Below are 16,833 nucleotides of genomic sequence, written 5' to 3'. Positions count from 1 at the left end.
CCTACGGCGCCGGCCGGTCGGCGATGTGCCGGCACAACCGGCGTGGCCGATACCCGCCCGGGACGCCAGCGCCCACCACGGACCTGAACCCGGCGGATTCGCTCAGGTGCCGGCCGAGGGTGTGCCAGGCCAGGCCGGGGTGCTCGCCGCGCAGGGCGGCGAGCCCGACGGTGGCCAGCCCGCACCGCTGATATCCGGGCACGGTGAAGGGCTGCTCGACCCAGCCCAGCCCGCACGCCCGGCACAACCGGTAGTCCACGGTGAAGATCAGGTCGCCGTCGAGCTGGGCCGCCCGCTGTCGCCAACCGTGCCGCTCGGCCGAGTCCGTGTCCTGCCACGGCGTTTCCAGCACGGGGGCGATCGGCCAGCCTCGCCGCTGACCGAGGCGCCCCCTGGACAGCCTCCGCAGCAGCGCGCGCACCGGATCCCGCCGAGAGATCCGCCGCAGCTGGTCTGCCTGCGCAGCCAGGAGACGCGCCGCCGCTTCTTCGCCGTGCTCCGAACCACCCATCACCAAGCCCCGGACTGCCCACCATTTGCCAGCCACCGCACGCGTCGTTGGGCCGGCAGAGCACGCTATGACGAAGCCACCACACCGTGGCCGGGAGGCGTGTACCCACATCCCTCAGCAGCGCACTGGTGGTCCCGCCCCCACAGGCCGGTATCCCGCTCCACCGCGGCGGCCATGTGGGCGAGGAGGCGTTGACGCAGGCGCGGCACCGACGACGGCAAAGCCATGAAGTCCTCGGGGCGGATGGTCAGCATGGTGCGCACCAGCTCGCCGTCCCTCATCCGCACCAGGATCCGGCACTCCCAGCGCTCGGTGCCTCGGGCGGGCCAGGACCATGGGGCGGGTGCCGGGTAGAGGTAGTGGAGGGCGTCGGGGGCGAGGTGGGCGCGCAACCACGCCCGGCGCTCGCCCTGGGCGTGCAGGGCGATGAGCGTCTCGCTGTTCACGGCCTTCAAGACCCGCCCGTGGCGGGGCAGTGGCGGCCGGCCTAGGGGAGCCCGCACTGGCCAGCTCATCAGCGCACGCACCCGCTGCCACGCGGTCGGCTCCGGTATACCCGGTCGTGGCGTGGGCAGGGCGGGCGGGGGCGTCCAGGCCCACCCGGCCTCTTCGACCTGCGTCAGGATCCACGCGCGCCGGTCGGGGCCACTGGCGGCCCACCAGTATGCCATCGGCCGCTGCGCCATCGCCCGCTCCCACCGGCTGAGGTGAGTACCACGGGAGGGCCGACGTCGGCGTGGTGCCCTGGACACCCCCATCATGTCGCCGCCGAACTTCGCCCAGGCCCGGATCTCAGCCAGGACACCGTCAGCCGGCGTGTTCGGATCCTTCTCGCCGCCACGAGCGAGGCACTGCACTTCCACCAACGCCTTCACCGCGAGGTGCGCTGCGAGCGTCCTATCATCGATGGCCCTGCGGGCACGAGAGCGCATCCGTAGAGTTTGCCACCCGCGCCGAGGCTCACAGGCCGGTCACAGCCTGCCCGATGTCGTCCATCACGATCTCAGGGAGGATCGCCAGGGCGACGAGCCGTGCGGCCGCGTGAGGGCTCGCGGCCCGCTCGACGACGGACGGCAGCCACGCCAGGCGGGCGAGCGCCGACCCCACGCCGTCGTTGGCGACGAGAGCCTGGATCAGCGCCACCGCGTCGGCCCGATCCGTACCCTCCGGCGCGGGCAACGCACCCAGCACCGGCACCGGTTCCTGACCGTCGCAAGCCGCGGCGAGGGCGGCCAGCGCAAGTCGCAGGGCCGGCGGCTGCCGCTCCCAGGTCGCCAGAAGCCGGGGAAGTACGCGGGTGATGGCCTGCCGGGTGCGGCTGGCGGCCGCCGGCTCACGCCAGACCCCGCCGAGCGCCGCTATCTGATCGGCCATCGCCACGGCCGCCGCGGCACTGCCGGTCGCCAGTCGTAGGAGATCCCCCAGCAGGATGGCGCGGCTACCGGCGGGGATACCGTCGTCGAGGGCGAGCTCCGCCAGGAACGGCACCGTGTCGGCCGTGTCTGGTGTGCAGGTGCCCTGGTGCGCCACGGCATCGGCGAGGTCGCCCAGGAGCGCCCCGGTGTGCTGGTACGGATCGGCGACGGCGAACTTCTCGCTCAGCAGCCAGGCGACTGGGCCGGGGGGTTCGGGGTCGTCGCCGTGCATCCGCTGGGCCACGTCCACCACCGCACCTACCACGGCGGCGGGTTCGCCGAGGTCGAGGCCCGGCCACGGTGGTGCGGCCGCAGGCCGCGGCGGATCGACCGGCAGCGGGTCGGGCACGGGCAGTTCGGCACCCGGAGCCTCTTGTGCCAGGCCCTCGCGGACGAACGCCAGCTCCAGGGTGGCGGCATAGCCCTCGGTACCGCCCTGAGCGAAGCCGCCGAGCGACCGTGCGACGCCGGCCACGCCGATCCGCTCGGCACGCAGCACCGGCTCCAACGCCGCGCGGTGGTATCCGGTGATGACGGCCAGCGAGAGTACCTGCCACCAGCCGGCCAGAGCGGGCTCGGCGTGCACGTGTAGCTCGCCGATGCTCCGCACGGCCGTCAACCGGTGCCCACGGCCGGCCAGGTCGGACGCGGCAGCTCGGGCGGCGTCCTGGGTCGGCAGACACAGCACATACAAGGCGCCCCAAGCGGGCGGCAGTTCGGTCGTCATGACACCGATCCTGCACCAGGCCACCGACAGGCCGCCCCTCGCCGGCCCGGCCCGGGGCCGTCCGGCCGATCGAGTCGCCGAGCCACGGAGTCACGGAACCGCGGAGCCGCAGCTACGGGCCCTCGATGCCGGACGAAGTGCGGCGAGTTGACCGACGACCACGGTCGTGATCAGACAACAGCGACGGGCTAACCTCGCCTCCGTGACGGGGAACGATGGATAGCTCGTGGGCCGGCGCAGGGTTGTCGAGTGGCACGTCCAAGCCGGTTCCGAGGGCTGGTGGCGGACTCTTCCAGGAGACTGGAGTGCAGACCGAGAGGATGTCGTCTCCCGGCTTCGTTGGGCGCGGGAACTGGCACCACCGTCAGTGGTCTACCGGCTTGTCCGCCGTACGGCGACCCTGACAATCGAGGTCGACGAGGCGTGACAAGCAGTTGGCCGGCCAGCCAACGGGCCGGGCCCCAATCACCGGCCGGTCTGCCGGGATCAAGGCCGCTTGCGACCGGCGTGCTTGGGGCCCACTGCGCCTCGAACGCGATGGCGGGTCTACGAGTGACGCCGCGGCGACGGATGTTGTGGCCGCCGCCCAACTCGCTCAGCGGACTGAAGGATCAGGACAATTCGCTATAGCGGAGGTAGATCGTGTATTCGGAGACCACGACGGCCCGGGGCATCTTCGGCGCGCTGTGGGGCATCGTGGAGTTGGGTGCGGTGATCGCCGCCGAGGGGGATCTGAGCGCCGTGTTGCTGGCCCCGTTTGTGGCGACGCGCCGTGCGGAGCTGGACCGGCTGTTGGCAGATGTTCAGCAGATCGGCGACTTCGAGCCCGAGACGATGGCGATCTTCGAAGCGCCGGGGTGGGAGCGCGGCGATGTGCAGGAGACGATCGCCTATCTGATGCTCTACTCAGAGGTAGGTGGGGCGTCGCTGAACGTTGACGATCCCGCCGTGGTGGCGCGTATGGTGAGTGTGGGCGCCGATCGCCAGCTCACGGCCCTCCTCAATGCGCTGGTCAGCGCCGCTGCCGCTCAACGAGGCGGGCGCGATCGGAGGGTCGGGCTGATAACCGAAGCCATGCGGAGCGCCGGCCAGGTGCTGGGCCGCACCGACGAGCGGCTCTTAGAGGAGGTCTTCCGTGGCTGGGCGGGTGACCACCTGGCGAGCGCTCTTAGCTCGACCTCTCCGGTACCCGAGGCGACCAAAGCGTGCCTGCGAGATTACGCCCAGGCGATCGAGGAGGCCGTTACCTCAACGGTCGGTGGAGCATACACGGCAGCGGCGCTGTATCCGACGACGTGGGGGGCGGTCTGCGAACTGCCCGATGGGCGTTGGGAGACCACGTGGGATCTCACGCTCGCCACTCCGCTCCGCGAAGCTGCTGGGGCTGACGACATCGACGTCCACCAGGACGAGACCATCGGCTTTCGCGCTGTCCTCAAGCCTGACGCGAAGCGGGGGCAGGCGCGCTTGCGGGTCGTCACGGATGAGCCGGCGATGTCTGCCGTCTACTTTCCGGCCACGTTCACCGCCTTCGGGATCCTGAACGACCAGGTCGCGCAGATCGAGACCATCCAGGGGCTTCCGAGGGGCTGGTACGCGCCGTTCAGGACGCGCCAGAGCTGAGGCGCCTACCGTGGAGTAGCGGGTGTCGTTGTGTCTCAGCGGTCAAAGGTCGACAGAGGCATTGTGGGCCTGAGGCGGATCAGGGGTTTGTGGAGCGCACGGTTGACCTGGGGGTCGCGGCCAGGGACGTAGGGCTTGGTGGGCCGGTAGCCGGTGCGGGTGTAAAGGCGGAGGGCGGCGGTGTTGCGGAGGCCGGTTTCCAGGAGCATCTGGCGCATGCCGACCGTGGCGGCGTGGTGTTCGAGGTGCGTGAGGATGCAGTGGCCAAGCCCGAGGCCGCGAACTTCGGGAGTTGCGTACATGCGTTTGATCTCGGCTGTGGTGCTAGTGCGGCGTCGCCAACCGCCACAGGCAACAGGTGTGTGGTCGAGGGAGGCAATGACGAACAGGCCGTTGGGTGGGACGTAGTCATCGGCGGAGGTGTCGTTTGGGTCGTCGGCGAAGCCGTAGAGGTCGAGTTGTTCGGCGTAGAGCCGCTGGAGGAGGCGCTGGGCATAAGGGTGGGTGTAGGGCAGCGGGGCCAGGCGGGGGGCGGGAGCGGTGGATGTCATATGCCTGAGAGTGCCGTATCGAGGGCCCGTCGGGTGGTGGTGGGGAGGCGGCGGGCGGCGTTGCGGCGGAGTTGGAGGACCATGGCGCGGCAGCGGAAGGACTGGACAGCGGGGAGGCGTTCGGCGATGGCGTTGAGGGTGTCGGCTGCTTGGTGGCGGTCGTGGTCCAGGAGGTGGGCGTGGGCGAGGTGGACGCCGTGGAGGAGGGCGGAGCGGTGGTATCCGTCGCTGGTGGTGAGGGCTAGCGGGGTGAGGAGTTGGGTTGCCTGGTTGAGGAGGGCGGTGCGCTTGGCGGGGTAGGTGGTGGCGAGGAGGACGAGGGCGTGGCCGGCTTCGGCGTCGAGCTGGCGGGGGGTGAGGTAGTAGAGGTCTTCGGGGGTGTCTTCGGGGCGGGCGGTGGCCAGGAGGGCTCGACAGGCGTCGGCGGTGGTGCGGTGGGCGTGGAGGTCGCCGGCGGCGGCGTGGGCGGTGGCGAGGCGGCCCAGGGCGCGGGCGCGGACGACGGGGCGGGCGCGGCGGGCGGTGTCGACTGCGGCGGTGGCCAGGCGGAGGGCTTCGGTGGTGTGCCCGGCGGCGGCTGCTTGGTAGGCGAGCTGGCCGAGGTTGTTGGCGATTGCGTCGGTGTCGTCGGCGGCGCGGGCGAGCCGTAAGGCGAAGAGGTGGAAGCGCTGGGCGGAGCCGGGCTGGTTGCCGTCGAAGGCGGTCCATCCGGCGAGCTGGGCGAGGCCGGCGGCGGTGCGTAGGAGGCGCTGGCCGGTGTCGGGGGTGTAGCGGGCGTGCTGGATCAGGTCGATGACGCCGGTGAGGGCGTGGGTGACCCAGCGTTGGGAGATGGCGCTGCCGCCGGTGCGGTCGTCGAGGCGGCGCAGGTCGGTGAGCTGGGTTTCGAGGTGGGTGGCCATGGGCGGCAGGACGTTTTCGGGGCTGGAGGGGCGGCGCCGTGGCGATGCGGGGAGAGGGAGGGTCGCGGCGTCGAGGGCGCTGGTGATGAGCCGGGTGCCGTCGACAGGTGGGGCGGCGGCTTGTTCGGTGGGGGTGAGGCTGGCCCAGGTGGCGGTCAAGCGCAGGACGTTGGGCAGGTCGTGGGGGCCGGTGAGGTCATCGAGGGGTGGGTGGCCGGGTTCGTCGGGGTCGGCGACGTCGGGCCAGAGGCGGCGGGGGTGGTAGGTGATGCCGGTGGCGCGGGTGAGTGCGAGGGCGGTGGCGCGGCGGACGGCGGGTGATCGGGGGGTGTAGCCGCGGAGCCAGGCGTAGGGGCCGGAAGGGTCAATGCGGGCAGAGTGGCCGGCGGCTTCGAGGTGGTGGTTGACCCTGCGTGCGAGCTCTCGGGCGGTGATATCCGCTTGGGCCAGGGCGCGGGCGAGGGCCTCGTTGCGGCGGTCGGGCGCGGGGTGGGGCATCGGCGGCCTCCTGGCGTCGACGGAGGGCCATTTTCGCAGTTCGCGTGTTGCTGGCCTGGGGACTTCACGAACTTCACAGCACCGGGGCGGACTTCACGCTCTTCACGGCTCGTGGGGGTACCGCAGCGGGCGCGGGGTGCGCTGTGCTGGAGAGGACCGGATCCCTTCGGGACCGGTAGAGGTAGACGATGCGCGCCCGCCGGAACCACATCCGAAGATCACGTTCCGTATCACTACGAAGGATGCCCGTGAAGGTGATCACCCGCTTGGTTCTGCAAACCGACAGGAGGGTCCGCCGAGGGACAGAGGCCCACATGAGTCCGAACAGTACCTACTGGATGAACTACGCCATTCGCATCGCACAAAGGGCGTCGCAATCAGGTCGGCGGGTCGGCGTTGCGCTCGTTTCTGAACACAACGAGTTGATTTGCTCCGCCTTCGAGGGAGAAGTTCGCGGCGCATCCTGGTATCACACTCTGCGGAGCAGGATGCAGGAACTCGGAATATCCAGCGCACACGACGCCTATCTGACGATCAACACCCTGTCGGTAAACCAGTCTTTTGAGCTTTCCGAACTCTTGAAGGAAATGCGCATCGACAGGGTTTACATCGGTCTGCCAGACCCCGCGCTGACGAGTTACCTCGACGACGATCCCGCCACTGAACGAGGCCTCGTACACCGCTTCCCCGACGATCTGCAGCGCGAGATCCTCAAGCAGAACCAAGACTTCTACGCAGCGAGCGAGCAGAATATCGAATGCAACCCCCACTACTCCACACATCGCATTAGTGAAGCCGTCTCCACCGGACTGAAGTCGAGGGGGTTCGCGCTTTCCAGGAGTGATGTCAATGCGAACAGGGGGAGGAGCGCGCTCGCTTCGCTGATCTGCCAGAGGTATGGGATTGAGTACGAGGAGGCTGATCGCGCCGTAAACGACGCACTGTCCGAAGCCTTTGACGTGAAGTACGGCACCTATGACTACGCGTACGACGCTCGTGCCGCCAACGCGTGGACCGACGACTTCATGTCGGTTTACAGGAGGTCGTCTACAAGGTCTCTGTCTGCCGTTAACATCATCAACGTCGGTGTCGGAGCCGGGCACGAAGCAGCAGCTTTGTTTGCCGATTGCCCGCAGATCACTTTCGTTGACATCGCAGAACGTGGCCTTGCGAATATAAGCGGACGCATTCCCTCGTCGAGGACGGTCGTCTCCAGCGCCGAAGACCTGTCTGCCCTACCGGCGAACAGTTTCGACATGTATGTCTCCTTGAGAACGTACAACTCGTCGTTCTTCGATACGTCCGCAGCAACCTCAGAGGCGCACAGAGTACTGAAGCCCGGCGGGGTGATTATCGTCTCCGTGGCCAACGGTTTTCTGTATACTCAGCGGGGCTGCGTCCTACCAGGGCTGATCCTCCCCGGCACTGACTTCGTCGACATCTATCGCGGGATGGACACAGCCAATCTGATTGGCGCGGAGCTCGACTGTGCCGGATTCAAAGATATCCGAATGTTCCCAACAAGCACCGAGATCTACCTGTCAGCTGTCACCGCCTGAAATCTCCACCGCCCCTCGAGCCAGCCACATCCGCGACGTTCCAACAGTTCCGCGGGAAGGCTGAATCACAGACGGCCGGGGGTGACCGGACTGTTGAGAGTGATCAGCGCGAAGGAAGGACTTCTGCATGAACGGGCGTACGACTGTTGCCCATCGGATCCTGCAGTTCAACGAGGAGCTTGCCGAAACGACGCTTGAGCTGCCTCCCGGATTCACGGTCATCAACCCGTTCAGCGGCCCCCAGAAGGAGCGTGTCCGCGAGGTGACGACTGCGTTCTACCACAAGTACTACGACGACGATAGGCCGCGCCGTCTGGTACTGGGGAGCTCGCCCGCCCGGCGGGGCACGGCCGTGACCGGGGTCCCGTTCGAAGACGCCAAGCTCCTCGAAAGCGAAACGGGAGTCGATGTCGACGGCTATGCGGTGAGCCGGCCTTCCGCCGGGTTTCTGCACGACGTCATCAGTCGCTACGGGGGGCGCAACAAGTTCTACGCCGACTTCGTCATGAGCTTTGTGTGCCCCCTTGGCCTGGTGAGAACGAACGCCAAGGGAAAAGAGGTCAACTGCAACTACTACGAGAACAAGAGGCTCCTCGAACTCCTGCACTCTTTCCTCGTGGACACCCTGCAACGCCAGTTGGCATTCGGAACTGACATCTCGGTGTGCTACTGCATCGGCAGTGGCGAGAACTTCGCGTTTCTCTCGAAGGTGAACGAGGGCCAGCGCTTCTTCCAAAGAATCGTGCCCTTGGAGCACCCGCGCTTCATCACTCAATACAACCGGGACAGAGAGGAAGAATTCGCGGAAAAGTACCTCAGTGCCTTCCGTGGACAAGGCGATTAGTCGTTGCGTCCTCCGGAACGCTGGCCAACCTCTCAGCTAAGGCGGCGAAGGCCGCTGGCTCCCAACGCGCTGAAGGCGAAGGAGAACAGTACATTGGCGACAGAAGGCAGGGTCCTGGTCCACTTCGACTCGGAACGCGTGAGCGTTTACCGCTCCCAGAGCGGCGAGTCGAAACTACTCAAAAAGGAGCGGCTCGCATTCGAGGACAGCCGCGACCACGAGGTTCTGGCAGACGGAGTCGGCAAGTTCTGCGCCGGACTCACCGAGTTCAACGAGGTCGTTGACAACAAGACAACGCGCCTGCACGCCACCGGGGTCTTTCAGCGGCTCCCGCAGCCGGAAGCGGCCGCACTGGTCAATAGCGTCTATGTCGACACCGGCCTCTACTTCAACATAGTCGGGCCTGAACTAGAGCGGTTCTACCTGGAAACAGGCATGTCCGCCTGCGGATCGAACGACATGATGGACGGCCTGATCCGGCGGGAATTGCGGAATGCTGTTGTCTGCGGCAGCTTCCAGCAATCGCTGGGGTACATCGAGGACACCATCGCCCGACTGCGCGAGAGCGGCAGCGAAGTGCTGAGCCCGCGCAGCACAAGAATCAAGCCGGAGACCGCGGGCACCGACTTCATCCTCTTCGACTACCAGGATCTCCTGAAGAACGACCGCGACACGTGGCGGCACAAGTACGTGCACATGGACGCGTTCAGGCAGGCCGACGCTGTTGTCGTATGCAACCCCGGCGGTCTCGTCGGAAAGGGAACCATCTTCGAGCTCGGCTTCATGTCCGCGCTTTCCAAGAGGATCATTTTCACGGAGGAGCCCCGGGGTGTTTCTGTCCTATTCCCTTGTGAGGTCGGCCTGGAATCCTGAGCACTGCCGCTGAGCGCTGCGGCACCCCGTCCCGTTCTTTCACCCCTGACCAAAACCAGGCGGCGTTTCGGCGAGCGGCGCAGTGCCGGGAGCAGGTCTCCGGCTCATCCGCGTTCTCCTACCACCCAAATCTCACTCCTTGGCTACGAAGATACGGAAAGGACCCCCCGGTGCGCGATGCAGAAGCCATCGACATAATGCGCGACAGGCTGAGAGAGATCGTGGCGTCTGTCCTGGAAGTGGAAAAGGAAGCCATCGAGCCTGGTGCCCTGTTCTACGAGGACCTCGGCATGAGCTCCTTGGAGAAGGCTGAGATCGTGGTCGCGATCGAGCGCGAGTTCGCGGCCCTGTCCGCTGAGGAAGCGGCAGCCCTCACCAGCCTGGACGCGGCGGTGTCCGTGCTCGGCGAGCGTGCGACGGGCCTGGGCGGGGTCGACCTGATCGACCGCCTGGTGGCGGGTCATGTCTCCGCCGGCGGGGGCGAAAGGACCAGCTACCTCGACCCCGAGGCGGGGGAGGTCACCTACGCCGCCCTCTTGGAGGCGGCCCGTGGGTACGCGGGCGCCCTCAGGGCGGCAGGCGTGCCCGAGGGCGCCCGCGGCCTCCTAGTCGCCGACGACTCCGTGGCGACCGTCGTCGCCGTCCTCGGCCTGTGGTGGCACGGCTGCGTCCCCGTGGTGATCAGCCCGATGCTCACGGACGACGAAGTCCGCTACATCGCCGAAGACTGCGCCGCCGCGATGGTGCACCTCGACGCCTCCCCCACGCGGCAACGTGCCCTGGAGGAGCTGTTCGCCACGACCACCCGGTTCGCCGGCGCTGACGTCCGCACTGCCCCGGCGACGGCCGAGCCCGGCCCCGCACGCCACCCGCAGGAGGCCGGGCCGCCGGCCGCGTGGAGTGCGGGGCGTGAAGCGCTCGTGCAGTACACCTCCGGAAGCACCGGCAAGCCCAAGGGGGTGCGGCACTCGGCGGGAGCGATCGCGGCCATGGCCGACGGCATCGGCACGGTACTGGCACTGACCCCGCAGGACACCGTGCTGTCCACTGCCCGGATGTCCTTCGGCTACGGCTTCGGCGCTTCCGTCCTGTGCCCTCTGGCGGCCGGCTCCCGCGTCGCGCTCATCCGCGGCACGGTCGACGTTCACTCACTCACCGCTGCGCTGCAACGCCACCGGCCTACCGTGCTGTTCTCCGTCCCCCGGCTGTACGCGGCGCTGCTGAACGCATCCGAGACGACGGCGCTCGCCGCCGACTCCGTGCGGCTGTGCGTGGCGGCGGGCGAGAATCTGCCGGGTCCGCTCAGCGAGCGGATCCGCACCGCCTTCCAGGCCGAGCTGCTCAACGGCCTCGGCGCCACCGAGGTGCTCTACATCGTCGTCGGCACGCCGCCGGGAAACGAGCGTCCGGGCACCTTCGGGGTCCCGGTGCCCGGGATCACCGCGACCGTCCGCGCCGGGGACGGCACGCCCGTCGCCGACGGGGAGGAGGGCCGTCTGCACATCGCCGGCCCGACCGTCGCCCTCGGCTACATCGGCCGCCCGGAGGCCGCAGCGGTCACCTTCGCTGACGGCGGCGCCTACACCGGCGACGTGGTTCGCCGTGCGCCGGACGGCACGTTCACCCACCTGTGCCGTGCCGATGACCTGCTCAACCTGGGCGGCTACAAGGTCGTGCCGAGTGAGATCGAGAGCGTCATCCGCGGTGCGGAAGGGGTCCAGGACTGCGTTGTGGTCGGCGGCCGCGATGCCGACGGCCTGGAGCAGGCGGTGGCGTATCTGGTGGCCCTGCCGGGATCCGGCGAGGCCGTGGTGCGGCGCGCGGTGATCGCCGCGATCCGTGGCGGTCTTTCCGCCTACAAGCGGCCCGCCCGTCTGGAGTTCCTCGACGAGCTCCCGACCACGTCGACCGGCAAGCTGGCCGCCTTCGAGCTCAGGAAGGCGGCTGCCCAACCGTGACCTGGGACATTACGGGCATGGCCGCCGTCGCCAACATCGGTGCCAACCCTCGGGAGATCTTCGCCGCGTTATGCGCGGGCCGGGAGAGCCGCACGCCCCTGAAGGCGTTCGACCCCGGCAAGTACAGGGCGGGCTACGCCTACGAGATCGACGACCGGCCCGGGGGCGGCCACATGCCGCGGCGCGCCACCCGCTGGCTCACCACTGTCGTTCGTCAGGCAGCCGGTGACGCGGGCCTGGGCGAGGACCTCTCCCAGGTACCCGTGCTGGTCGGGACCACCATGCGCGAGCAGCGCAGCCTCGAACTGTGGTGGCGTGACCACGCGGAAGTCGCCCTCGAAGACCTGCACTTCGGCACCGCCCTGAGCGAGGCCTTCGGGGCGTCCACCACGTACACCTTCGCCAACGCCTGCTCCGCCACGCTGTACGCGCTCGGCATGGCCACCGACATGATCGAGCTCGGCATGGCCGACACGGTCGTCGTCGCGGGCACCGACGCCGCCACCGAGAGCGGCTTCGGCACGCTCGACCGGGTGCAGAACGACATCCCCGACGCGCTGCGCCCCTTCGACGCCACGCACAAGGGCATGCTGATGGGTGAAGGCGCGGCAGCCGTCGTCGTCCAGCGCGCCGGCACCGGGGACGGGCCCGTGCACGCCCGGGTGCGCGGTGTGTCCATGAACTGCGACGCTCACCACGCCACCGCGCCCGACCCCGACGGCATCACCCACGCGGTCCAGGACGCCTACCGCAGGGCCGGGGTACGGGCGCAGGACATCGACTTGGTGATGCTGCACGGCAGCGGCACCCCCCGCAACGACGCGACGGAGTCGAGCGTCCTGAGCCGCATCTTCCGCGACGCCGGGCCCGGTCCACGGATGACCGCCATCAAGGCGATGACCGGCCACACCCTGGGCGGTTCGGGACTCCTCAGCCTCCTGATGGCGGTGCTCGCCATGAAGGAAGGAAGAGTGCCCCCGGTCCTGGGACTCACCGACCCGATCCCCGAGGCCACGGGACTGGGCCTGGTACAGGGCTCCCCCGCAGCCGCCGACCTGACCATCGCTCAGATCGACGCGTTCGGCTTCGGAGGGATCAACGCCGTCGCGATCGTGGAGGCAGCCCGGTGAGCGGGACGAGTACCGCACGGATGAGGAACCCGAGCGCCCGGGAGGTCGTCGTCACGGGCATCGGACTGGCGCTCCCAGGTGTCGCGACGTACCGGGACCTCCTCGGACCGCTGCCCGGCGAGGGCGGCTTCGACCCCGCAACCGGGCTCAGCGGGCGCGAGATGCGCCACAAGGACCGCGCGTCCCGGCTCGCCCTGCGGGCCGCCGAGTCCGCCCTCCACGACGCGGGCCTGACCGACACCCGCGCGGCGTTCACGGGCATGGCCGGCTCGACCGCCGTCGTGGTCAGCACCAACCTGGGCAACGTGGACAGCGTCTGCGAAGCCACCGACACCATCTCCAGACAAGGCGTCAGGGGCCTCAGCCCGCTGGGCCTGCCCCAGACCTCAAGCAATGTCATCGCCGGCTGGGTGGCCATCCGCTACGGGCTCCGCGGCCCCAACCTCACCGTCTGCAACGGCGTCACCAGCGGTCTGGACGCTCTCGCCTGGGCCCGGAACCTCATCGTGGCCAGACGCGCCGAAGCAGCCGTTGTCGTCGGCGTCGAACCGGCCAACGACGTGGCGGCGAAGCTGCTCAGCGAGCCGTCCACCGACGCGGCGGTCGCGGTCGTCCTTGAAGCGGCGGACGCAGCCGCTTCCCGTGGTACACGGCCGCGCGCCACGATCGCCGGGTACGCACGGGCCCGGGACCTCGCCGCGGCGCTGCCCCCCGCCGGTGTGACGGAGGCGAAGTCCGTCGGACTGTGGCTCGTGGACGAGGCGTGCGCCGGGGCGGGCCAGCTGCTCGCAGCCACGCGCCGGCTCGACCTGGAATCCCAGCTGGGCCCGCTGTCCGGGGCGCTCGGCGTCCTGCAGTGCGCTGCCGCGGCAGCCCATCTGGAGAGCGACGCCACCGGGAACGTGCTCGCCACGGCCGGAGGCCCCCGCCACGACGCGACAGCCGCCCTCCTGCTGACCCCTTGACCGAGCGTTCGCCCATCCACGTAGGAGCCAGGGGAGGAACACCCATGACCACTGCGACCGTGACCATCGAGGATCTCCGCGCTTTGATAGCCGGCGTACTGGAGATCGAGCCCGAGGAGGTCGCCGACGAGGCGCACTTCTCCGACGAGCTCGAGATCGACTCGCTGCTGATGCTCGAGATCTCAACCCGCGTGGAAAGTACGTGCGGCGTCCCGGAGAACGCCGTGACCGCCAGCGGTGCCACGACCCTCGCTGAGCTGCACGCCTTCCTCACCTCCAAGCTCGTCGGCGAGACGCATGCTGGCCCGGTCATCCGCCCGAGGCCGCTGAGCGCCCCAGCGGCGCGCCTGTTCCTGTTCCACCACGCCGGCGGCTCACACCTGCTCTACCGCGGCTGGGCGGAGCACTTCCCCCAGGACTGGGATCTCTGCCTCCTGGAGGCCCCCGGTCGAGGCCACCTGCAGGCACTGCCGCTGATCGACGACTGCGACCGGCTGGTCGACTACTTCCACACCGCCATCGCTCCACTGCTCGGCCAGCCCTTCGGGTTCTTCGGCCACAGCATGGGCGCCCTCATCGCCTACCAGCTCACCCGCCGACTTCACCACCAGGGAGGACCGCTCCCCACCTGGCTGGGTGTGTCCGCCTACGGCGCCCCGCGAGCCGGGGCCGACGACAGCCACCCTCACCTGATGCCCGACGACGAACTGCGCGGCTGGCTGCGGAGCGTCGGCGGCAGCCCACCGCAGCTCCTGGACAACGACGATGTCTGGCACAAGTTCGCCCCGGTGTTCCGCAGCGACTTCACACTCGTGGACACCTGGGCTCCTCCCCGCAGCCCCGAGCCCCTGCCCGTTCCGCTCTCGGTATTCGCGGGCCGCCACGACAAGCTGATCGGCGAAGACCGCCTGCTCGCCTGGCGCGCGTTCACCACGCACTTCCGCGGACTCGAAAGGTACGAAGGCGACCACTTCTACCTGATGAAGCACCCGCAGCTGCTCGCTGCCGCCATCACGGCCGCGATGCGTTCCGCCGCTCCTTGAGCTCGCCCTCACCGCCACGCCACCCGCCAGGTGATCAATCCCAAGGGGGTGCCCGCGGAGGGTGCGGAGGTGGGCCCTCAGGCGCCGGGATCGACTTCGGGGTGCGTGAACCGCACGGGCCTGCCCAGCGACCGGGCGTAGGCGATCTCGGCCCGGGTGCTGTCTCCGATGTAGTCGCCGACCACGAGCACCTCATCAGCGAGCAAGATCTTCGACCGGTGCAGTTCGTCGAGTCGATTCTTCAGCGCCTCAGCCTCGACAGGATCGGACCACAGTGCGTGCGGCGACTTCAGGTCGCAACCCGGCTTGACGACAATCCTTCCGGCCCTGGTCTCCCGCAGATCAGCCTCGGCCATCTCGGCCATGAAACGAGTGGAGCCGCAAATCGCAACAATTCGAGGGAAACTCAGCAGCTTCTTCGCCTCGGCGAGCTTCTCCGCGTGGGTGATCACTTGCGGCGATGACACTGGTTCCTCCTGGTGGTGCGGCCCGAGGGGTGCCTGCGGAGACGAGAACGAAGGTGAACGACGTGGGCACCCGCGCGCCCGCACTCTATGCGACGAGCACCCCTACCTGGTGCCGCGGCGCCCGCTGGTCCCTTACGCCCTGCCTGCGCGATGCCGAACTGATCACCGCGCGCACTGCCTCGAACAGCCGCTTCGCGTGGCGGCGCCCCGCGGTGCCGGCCTGGTCGGGCTCGAGTACTGCCACAACCGAACGAAGAACGCCCAATCTGATGACCCCTTTGACGCAGCGCCGTCCACCGAGGATCTTGCAGTCGTTGTGGAGGGAGCATCCACTGGGAACGGTAGTGCAGCCAGGCGTTGTACTCGGCGACGGGGCCTCGTCGGTGGCGGGCTGGTCACCGTATCCGCCGTAGAGAACAGGGTGGCGGGCATGCGGACGCGATGGTTCAGGAGGACGGGGCGGCGATCATCTGGTGAGCTGGTCCACCCGAAGCAGGTCATCGAGGCTGACGTGTACCGCGGCGATGTCGGCGAGCCACTGCATCCACACCGGCTCAATGCCAGGCGCGGCCTCGAACTCGGCGTCTGTGATGCGTCCCTGGGCATAGGCGACCGTCCGGTCTGCCAACTCCTGCAGAGCGGCAGAAGCGATCCAGCGGACGTTCTTCGTCTCGCGGGCGCTCGGGGCGAGGTCGCCGGCGACGGTGGCCTGGTAAATGGTCCAGTCGTGGCCGGTGCCGTGTGCGCCGGGAAGGCGGCGGCATCGGTTGTCCCGCCAACAGCCAGTGACGTGGGTAAGGCCCGTGACGGTGAGGCCGAGTTCTTCCTCGACCTCGGCGCGCCCCGCGTCCTCGGCGGTCCCGTAGTCGTCGATGTGGCCGGCGGCAGGTGCCGTGCCGGGCGGGAAGGTGGCACGGTCGAACATCAGGTAGCGGCCCTGGTCGTCGGTGATGATGATTCCGACCGAGGTGTTGTCGCAAGTCTTCATGGTCTCGTTCCTGGTGTGTGCGGGAGGTCAGGCAGGGCGGACGATGCGGACGCCTTCGGCGCGTTGGACCCGCGACTGCCGGCCCGCATTCACCACGAATTCAGCCATATCCTCGGCGCGGCGGCTGGCCGGCCCGGGAAACTGGTCGCGCTCGGCCGGTCGCTGCAGGCACGCAGCAGAGGTATCCACCCCGCGCATCGCCCGCTGAGCCGAACGCCGCACCGGCACCCCGTGCCCGCCTCCTGACCGACCCAACCACCTACCGCCCGCTCATCATCTGACCCCTATCGCTGTGCCCTTCGACGAGGAGACCATGTCCACCGCATCTCGCCAGCCCGCCACCAAGCCTGTCGCCGCGCCTCCCACACCGGGCCGCACCGCGGAGGGAGAGCAGATCATGGCGGTCGCCGACACGCTGGTGCTCGCGTACGGGCTGCAGCCGGCAGAAATATCGCGCATCCCGGAGGGCACCGCGACGGACAACTACGCCGTCGTGGATCAAACAGGCCAGCGGCACTTCGCCAAGGTCTACCGCACTCGAGAACACCTGGATCTGGAACGGGCGTCGGTCGAACTGTCCGAGTACGCCGCCGACGGAGGTGTCGCGACCGCGCGGGCAACCCCCACGCGCGAGCACGAACTCATCGAGACCTGGAGTTGCCCCGGTCTGACAGACACCGATGGGCTTGCGTTCTATGCGGCTGCGTGGAGCACGCTATGTGGTGCCTTCGTGGTGTGACGGTGTTCGTACTCGGCTGGGCTGAGCTGGCCGTTGGCCG

At 68.7% G+C, this 16,833-nt stretch carries 16 protein-coding genes; 9 read left to right on the top strand and 7 right to left on the bottom strand.

Going from position 1 to position 16,833, the window contains the following annotated elements:
• Nucleotide 1 precedes the first annotated feature (1 nt).
• The 3 genes from RNC47_RS24145 to RNC47_RS24135 all read right to left on the bottom strand — a co-directional run bounded on the left by RNC47_RS24145 (nt 2) and on the right by RNC47_RS24135 (nt 2,653).
• Nucleotides 2–352: a hypothetical protein gene (locus RNC47_RS24145; RefSeq protein WP_311601643.1), complete on the bottom strand. Its 351-nt coding sequence runs from the start codon at nt 350–352 to the stop codon at nt 2–4.
• Nucleotides 353–576: 224 nt separating this feature from the next.
• Complete coding sequence (locus RNC47_RS24140) at nt 577–957, bottom strand: hypothetical protein (protein ID WP_311601642.1); 381 nt, start codon at nt 955–957, stop codon at nt 577–579.
• A gap of 514 nt (nt 958–1,471) precedes the next feature.
• Nucleotides 1,472–2,653 (bottom strand): hypothetical protein, encoded by a 1,182-nt coding sequence (locus RNC47_RS24135; RefSeq protein ID WP_311601641.1) that lies wholly within the window; start codon nt 2,651–2,653, stop codon nt 1,472–1,474.
• 642 nt (nt 2,654–3,295) lie between these two features.
• On the opposite strand from RNC47_RS24135, the gene RNC47_RS24130 reads away from it, so the two are divergent.
• Nucleotides 3,296–4,276 (top strand): hypothetical protein, encoded by a 981-nt coding sequence (locus RNC47_RS24130; protein WP_311601640.1) that lies wholly within the window; start codon nt 3,296–3,298, stop codon nt 4,274–4,276.
• Nucleotides 4,277–4,311: 35 nt separating this feature from the next.
• On the opposite strand, the gene RNC47_RS24125 is transcribed toward RNC47_RS24130, so the two are convergent.
• A complete protein-coding gene (locus RNC47_RS24125) occupies nt 4,312–4,827 on the bottom strand; it encodes a GNAT family N-acetyltransferase (RefSeq protein WP_311601639.1) in 516 nt (171 codons plus the stop codon).
• Nucleotides 4,824–6,227, bottom strand: coding sequence for a hypothetical protein (locus tag RNC47_RS24120; protein ID WP_311601638.1), 1,404 nt, complete (start codon nt 6,225–6,227; stop codon nt 4,824–4,826). The genes RNC47_RS24125 and RNC47_RS24120 overlap by 4 nt, the downstream gene beginning before the upstream one ends.
• A 248-nt stretch (nt 6,228–6,475) precedes the next feature.
• On the opposite strand from RNC47_RS24120, the gene RNC47_RS24115 reads away from it, so the two are divergent.
• The 7 genes from RNC47_RS24115 to RNC47_RS24085 all read left to right on the top strand — a co-directional run bounded on the left by RNC47_RS24115 (nt 6,476) and on the right by RNC47_RS24085 (nt 14,599).
• A complete protein-coding gene (locus RNC47_RS24115; RefSeq protein ID WP_311601637.1) occupies nt 6,476–7,786 on the top strand; it encodes a class I SAM-dependent methyltransferase in 1,311 nt (436 codons plus the stop codon).
• 127 nt (nt 7,787–7,913) lie between these two features.
• Nucleotides 7,914–8,630 carry a uracil-DNA glycosylase family protein gene (locus RNC47_RS24110; RefSeq protein WP_311601636.1) on the top strand — a complete coding sequence of 239 codons (717 nt, stop codon included), beginning with the start codon at nt 7,914–7,916 and terminating at the stop codon, nt 8,628–8,630.
• A gap of 138 nt (nt 8,631–8,768) precedes the next feature.
• The gene (locus tag RNC47_RS24105) at nt 8,769–9,503 is read left to right on the top strand and encodes a hypothetical protein (protein WP_311601635.1); all 735 of its coding nucleotides are present in this window, start codon (nt 8,769–8,771) and stop codon (nt 9,501–9,503) included.
• 197 nt (nt 9,504–9,700) lie between these two features.
• Nucleotides 9,701–11,461 carry an AMP-binding protein gene (locus RNC47_RS24100; RefSeq protein WP_311601634.1) on the top strand — a complete coding sequence of 587 codons (1,761 nt, stop codon included), beginning with the start codon at nt 9,701–9,703 and terminating at the stop codon, nt 11,459–11,461.
• Nucleotides 11,458–12,591 carry a beta-ketoacyl synthase N-terminal-like domain-containing protein gene (locus tag RNC47_RS24095; protein WP_311601633.1) on the top strand — a complete coding sequence of 378 codons (1,134 nt, stop codon included), beginning with the start codon at nt 11,458–11,460 and terminating at the stop codon, nt 12,589–12,591. Before RNC47_RS24100 ends, RNC47_RS24095 begins: the two co-directional genes overlap by 4 nt.
• Before the next feature lie 20 nt (nt 12,592–12,611).
• Nucleotides 12,612–13,556 (top strand): beta-ketoacyl synthase N-terminal-like domain-containing protein, encoded by a 945-nt coding sequence (locus RNC47_RS24090; protein WP_311601631.1) that lies wholly within the window; start codon nt 12,612–12,614, stop codon nt 13,554–13,556.
• A gap of 44 nt (nt 13,557–13,600) precedes the next feature.
• Nucleotides 13,601–14,599, top strand: coding sequence for a thioesterase domain-containing protein (locus RNC47_RS24085; RefSeq protein ID WP_311601630.1), 999 nt, complete (start codon nt 13,601–13,603; stop codon nt 14,597–14,599).
• Between the two features lie 77 nt (nt 14,600–14,676).
• Here RNC47_RS24085 and RNC47_RS24080 read toward each other — a convergent pair whose 3' ends face one another.
• Both RNC47_RS24080 and RNC47_RS24075 read right to left on the bottom strand, forming a co-directional pair.
• Nucleotides 14,677–15,066, bottom strand: coding sequence for a hypothetical protein (locus tag RNC47_RS24080; protein ID WP_311601629.1), 390 nt, complete (start codon nt 15,064–15,066; stop codon nt 14,677–14,679).
• A gap of 466 nt (nt 15,067–15,532) precedes the next feature.
• The gene (locus RNC47_RS24075; RefSeq protein ID WP_311601628.1) at nt 15,533–16,054 is read right to left on the bottom strand and encodes an NUDIX hydrolase; all 522 of its coding nucleotides are present in this window, start codon (nt 16,052–16,054) and stop codon (nt 15,533–15,535) included.
• 313 nt (nt 16,055–16,367) lie between these two features.
• Here RNC47_RS24075 and RNC47_RS24070 point away from each other — a divergent pair, with 313 nt between their 5' ends.
• Nucleotides 16,368–16,793, top strand: a complete 426-nt coding sequence (locus RNC47_RS24070; RefSeq protein WP_311601627.1) for a hypothetical protein — start codon at nt 16,368–16,370, stop codon at nt 16,791–16,793.
• Nucleotides 16,794–16,833 lie beyond the last annotated feature (40 nt).

It is taken from the genome of Streptomyces millisiae (assembly GCF_031845425.1).
GTDB lineage: Bacteria > Actinomycetota > Actinomycetes > Streptomycetales > Streptomycetaceae > Streptomyces > Streptomyces millisiae.
This window is presented reverse-complemented; position numbering and strand designations above follow the sequence as displayed.

Bases quoted from the DNA above. Each gene is read 5' to 3' on its own strand.
- RNC47_RS24120 (WP_311601638.1), bottom strand. From the start codon at position 6,227: ATGCCCCACCCCGCGCCCGACCGCCGCAACGAGGCCCTCGCCCGCGCC.
- RNC47_RS24135 (WP_311601641.1), bottom strand. From the start codon at position 2,653: ATGACGACCGAACTGCCGCCCGCTTGGGGCGCCTTGTATGTGCTGTGT.
- RNC47_RS24090 (WP_311601631.1), top strand. From the start codon at position 12,612: ATGAGGAACCCGAGCGCCCGGGAGGTCGTCGTCACGGGCATCGGACTG.
- RNC47_RS24110 (WP_311601636.1), top strand. From the start codon at position 7,914: ATGAACGGGCGTACGACTGTTGCCCATCGGATCCTGCAGTTCAACGAG.
- RNC47_RS24085 (WP_311601630.1), top strand. From the start codon at position 13,601: ATGACCACTGCGACCGTGACCATCGAGGATCTCCGCGCTTTGATAGCC.
- RNC47_RS24100 (WP_311601634.1), top strand. From the start codon at position 9,701: ATGCGCGACAGGCTGAGAGAGATCGTGGCGTCTGTCCTGGAAGTGGAA.
- RNC47_RS24075 (WP_311601628.1), bottom strand. From the start codon at position 16,054: ATGAAGACTTGCGACAACACCTCGGTCGGAATCATCATCACCGACGAC.
- RNC47_RS24125 (WP_311601639.1), bottom strand. From the start codon at position 4,827: ATGACATCCACCGCTCCCGCCCCCCGCCTGGCCCCGCTGCCCTACACC.
- RNC47_RS24070 (WP_311601627.1), top strand. From the start codon at position 16,368: ATGTCCACCGCATCTCGCCAGCCCGCCACCAAGCCTGTCGCCGCGCCT.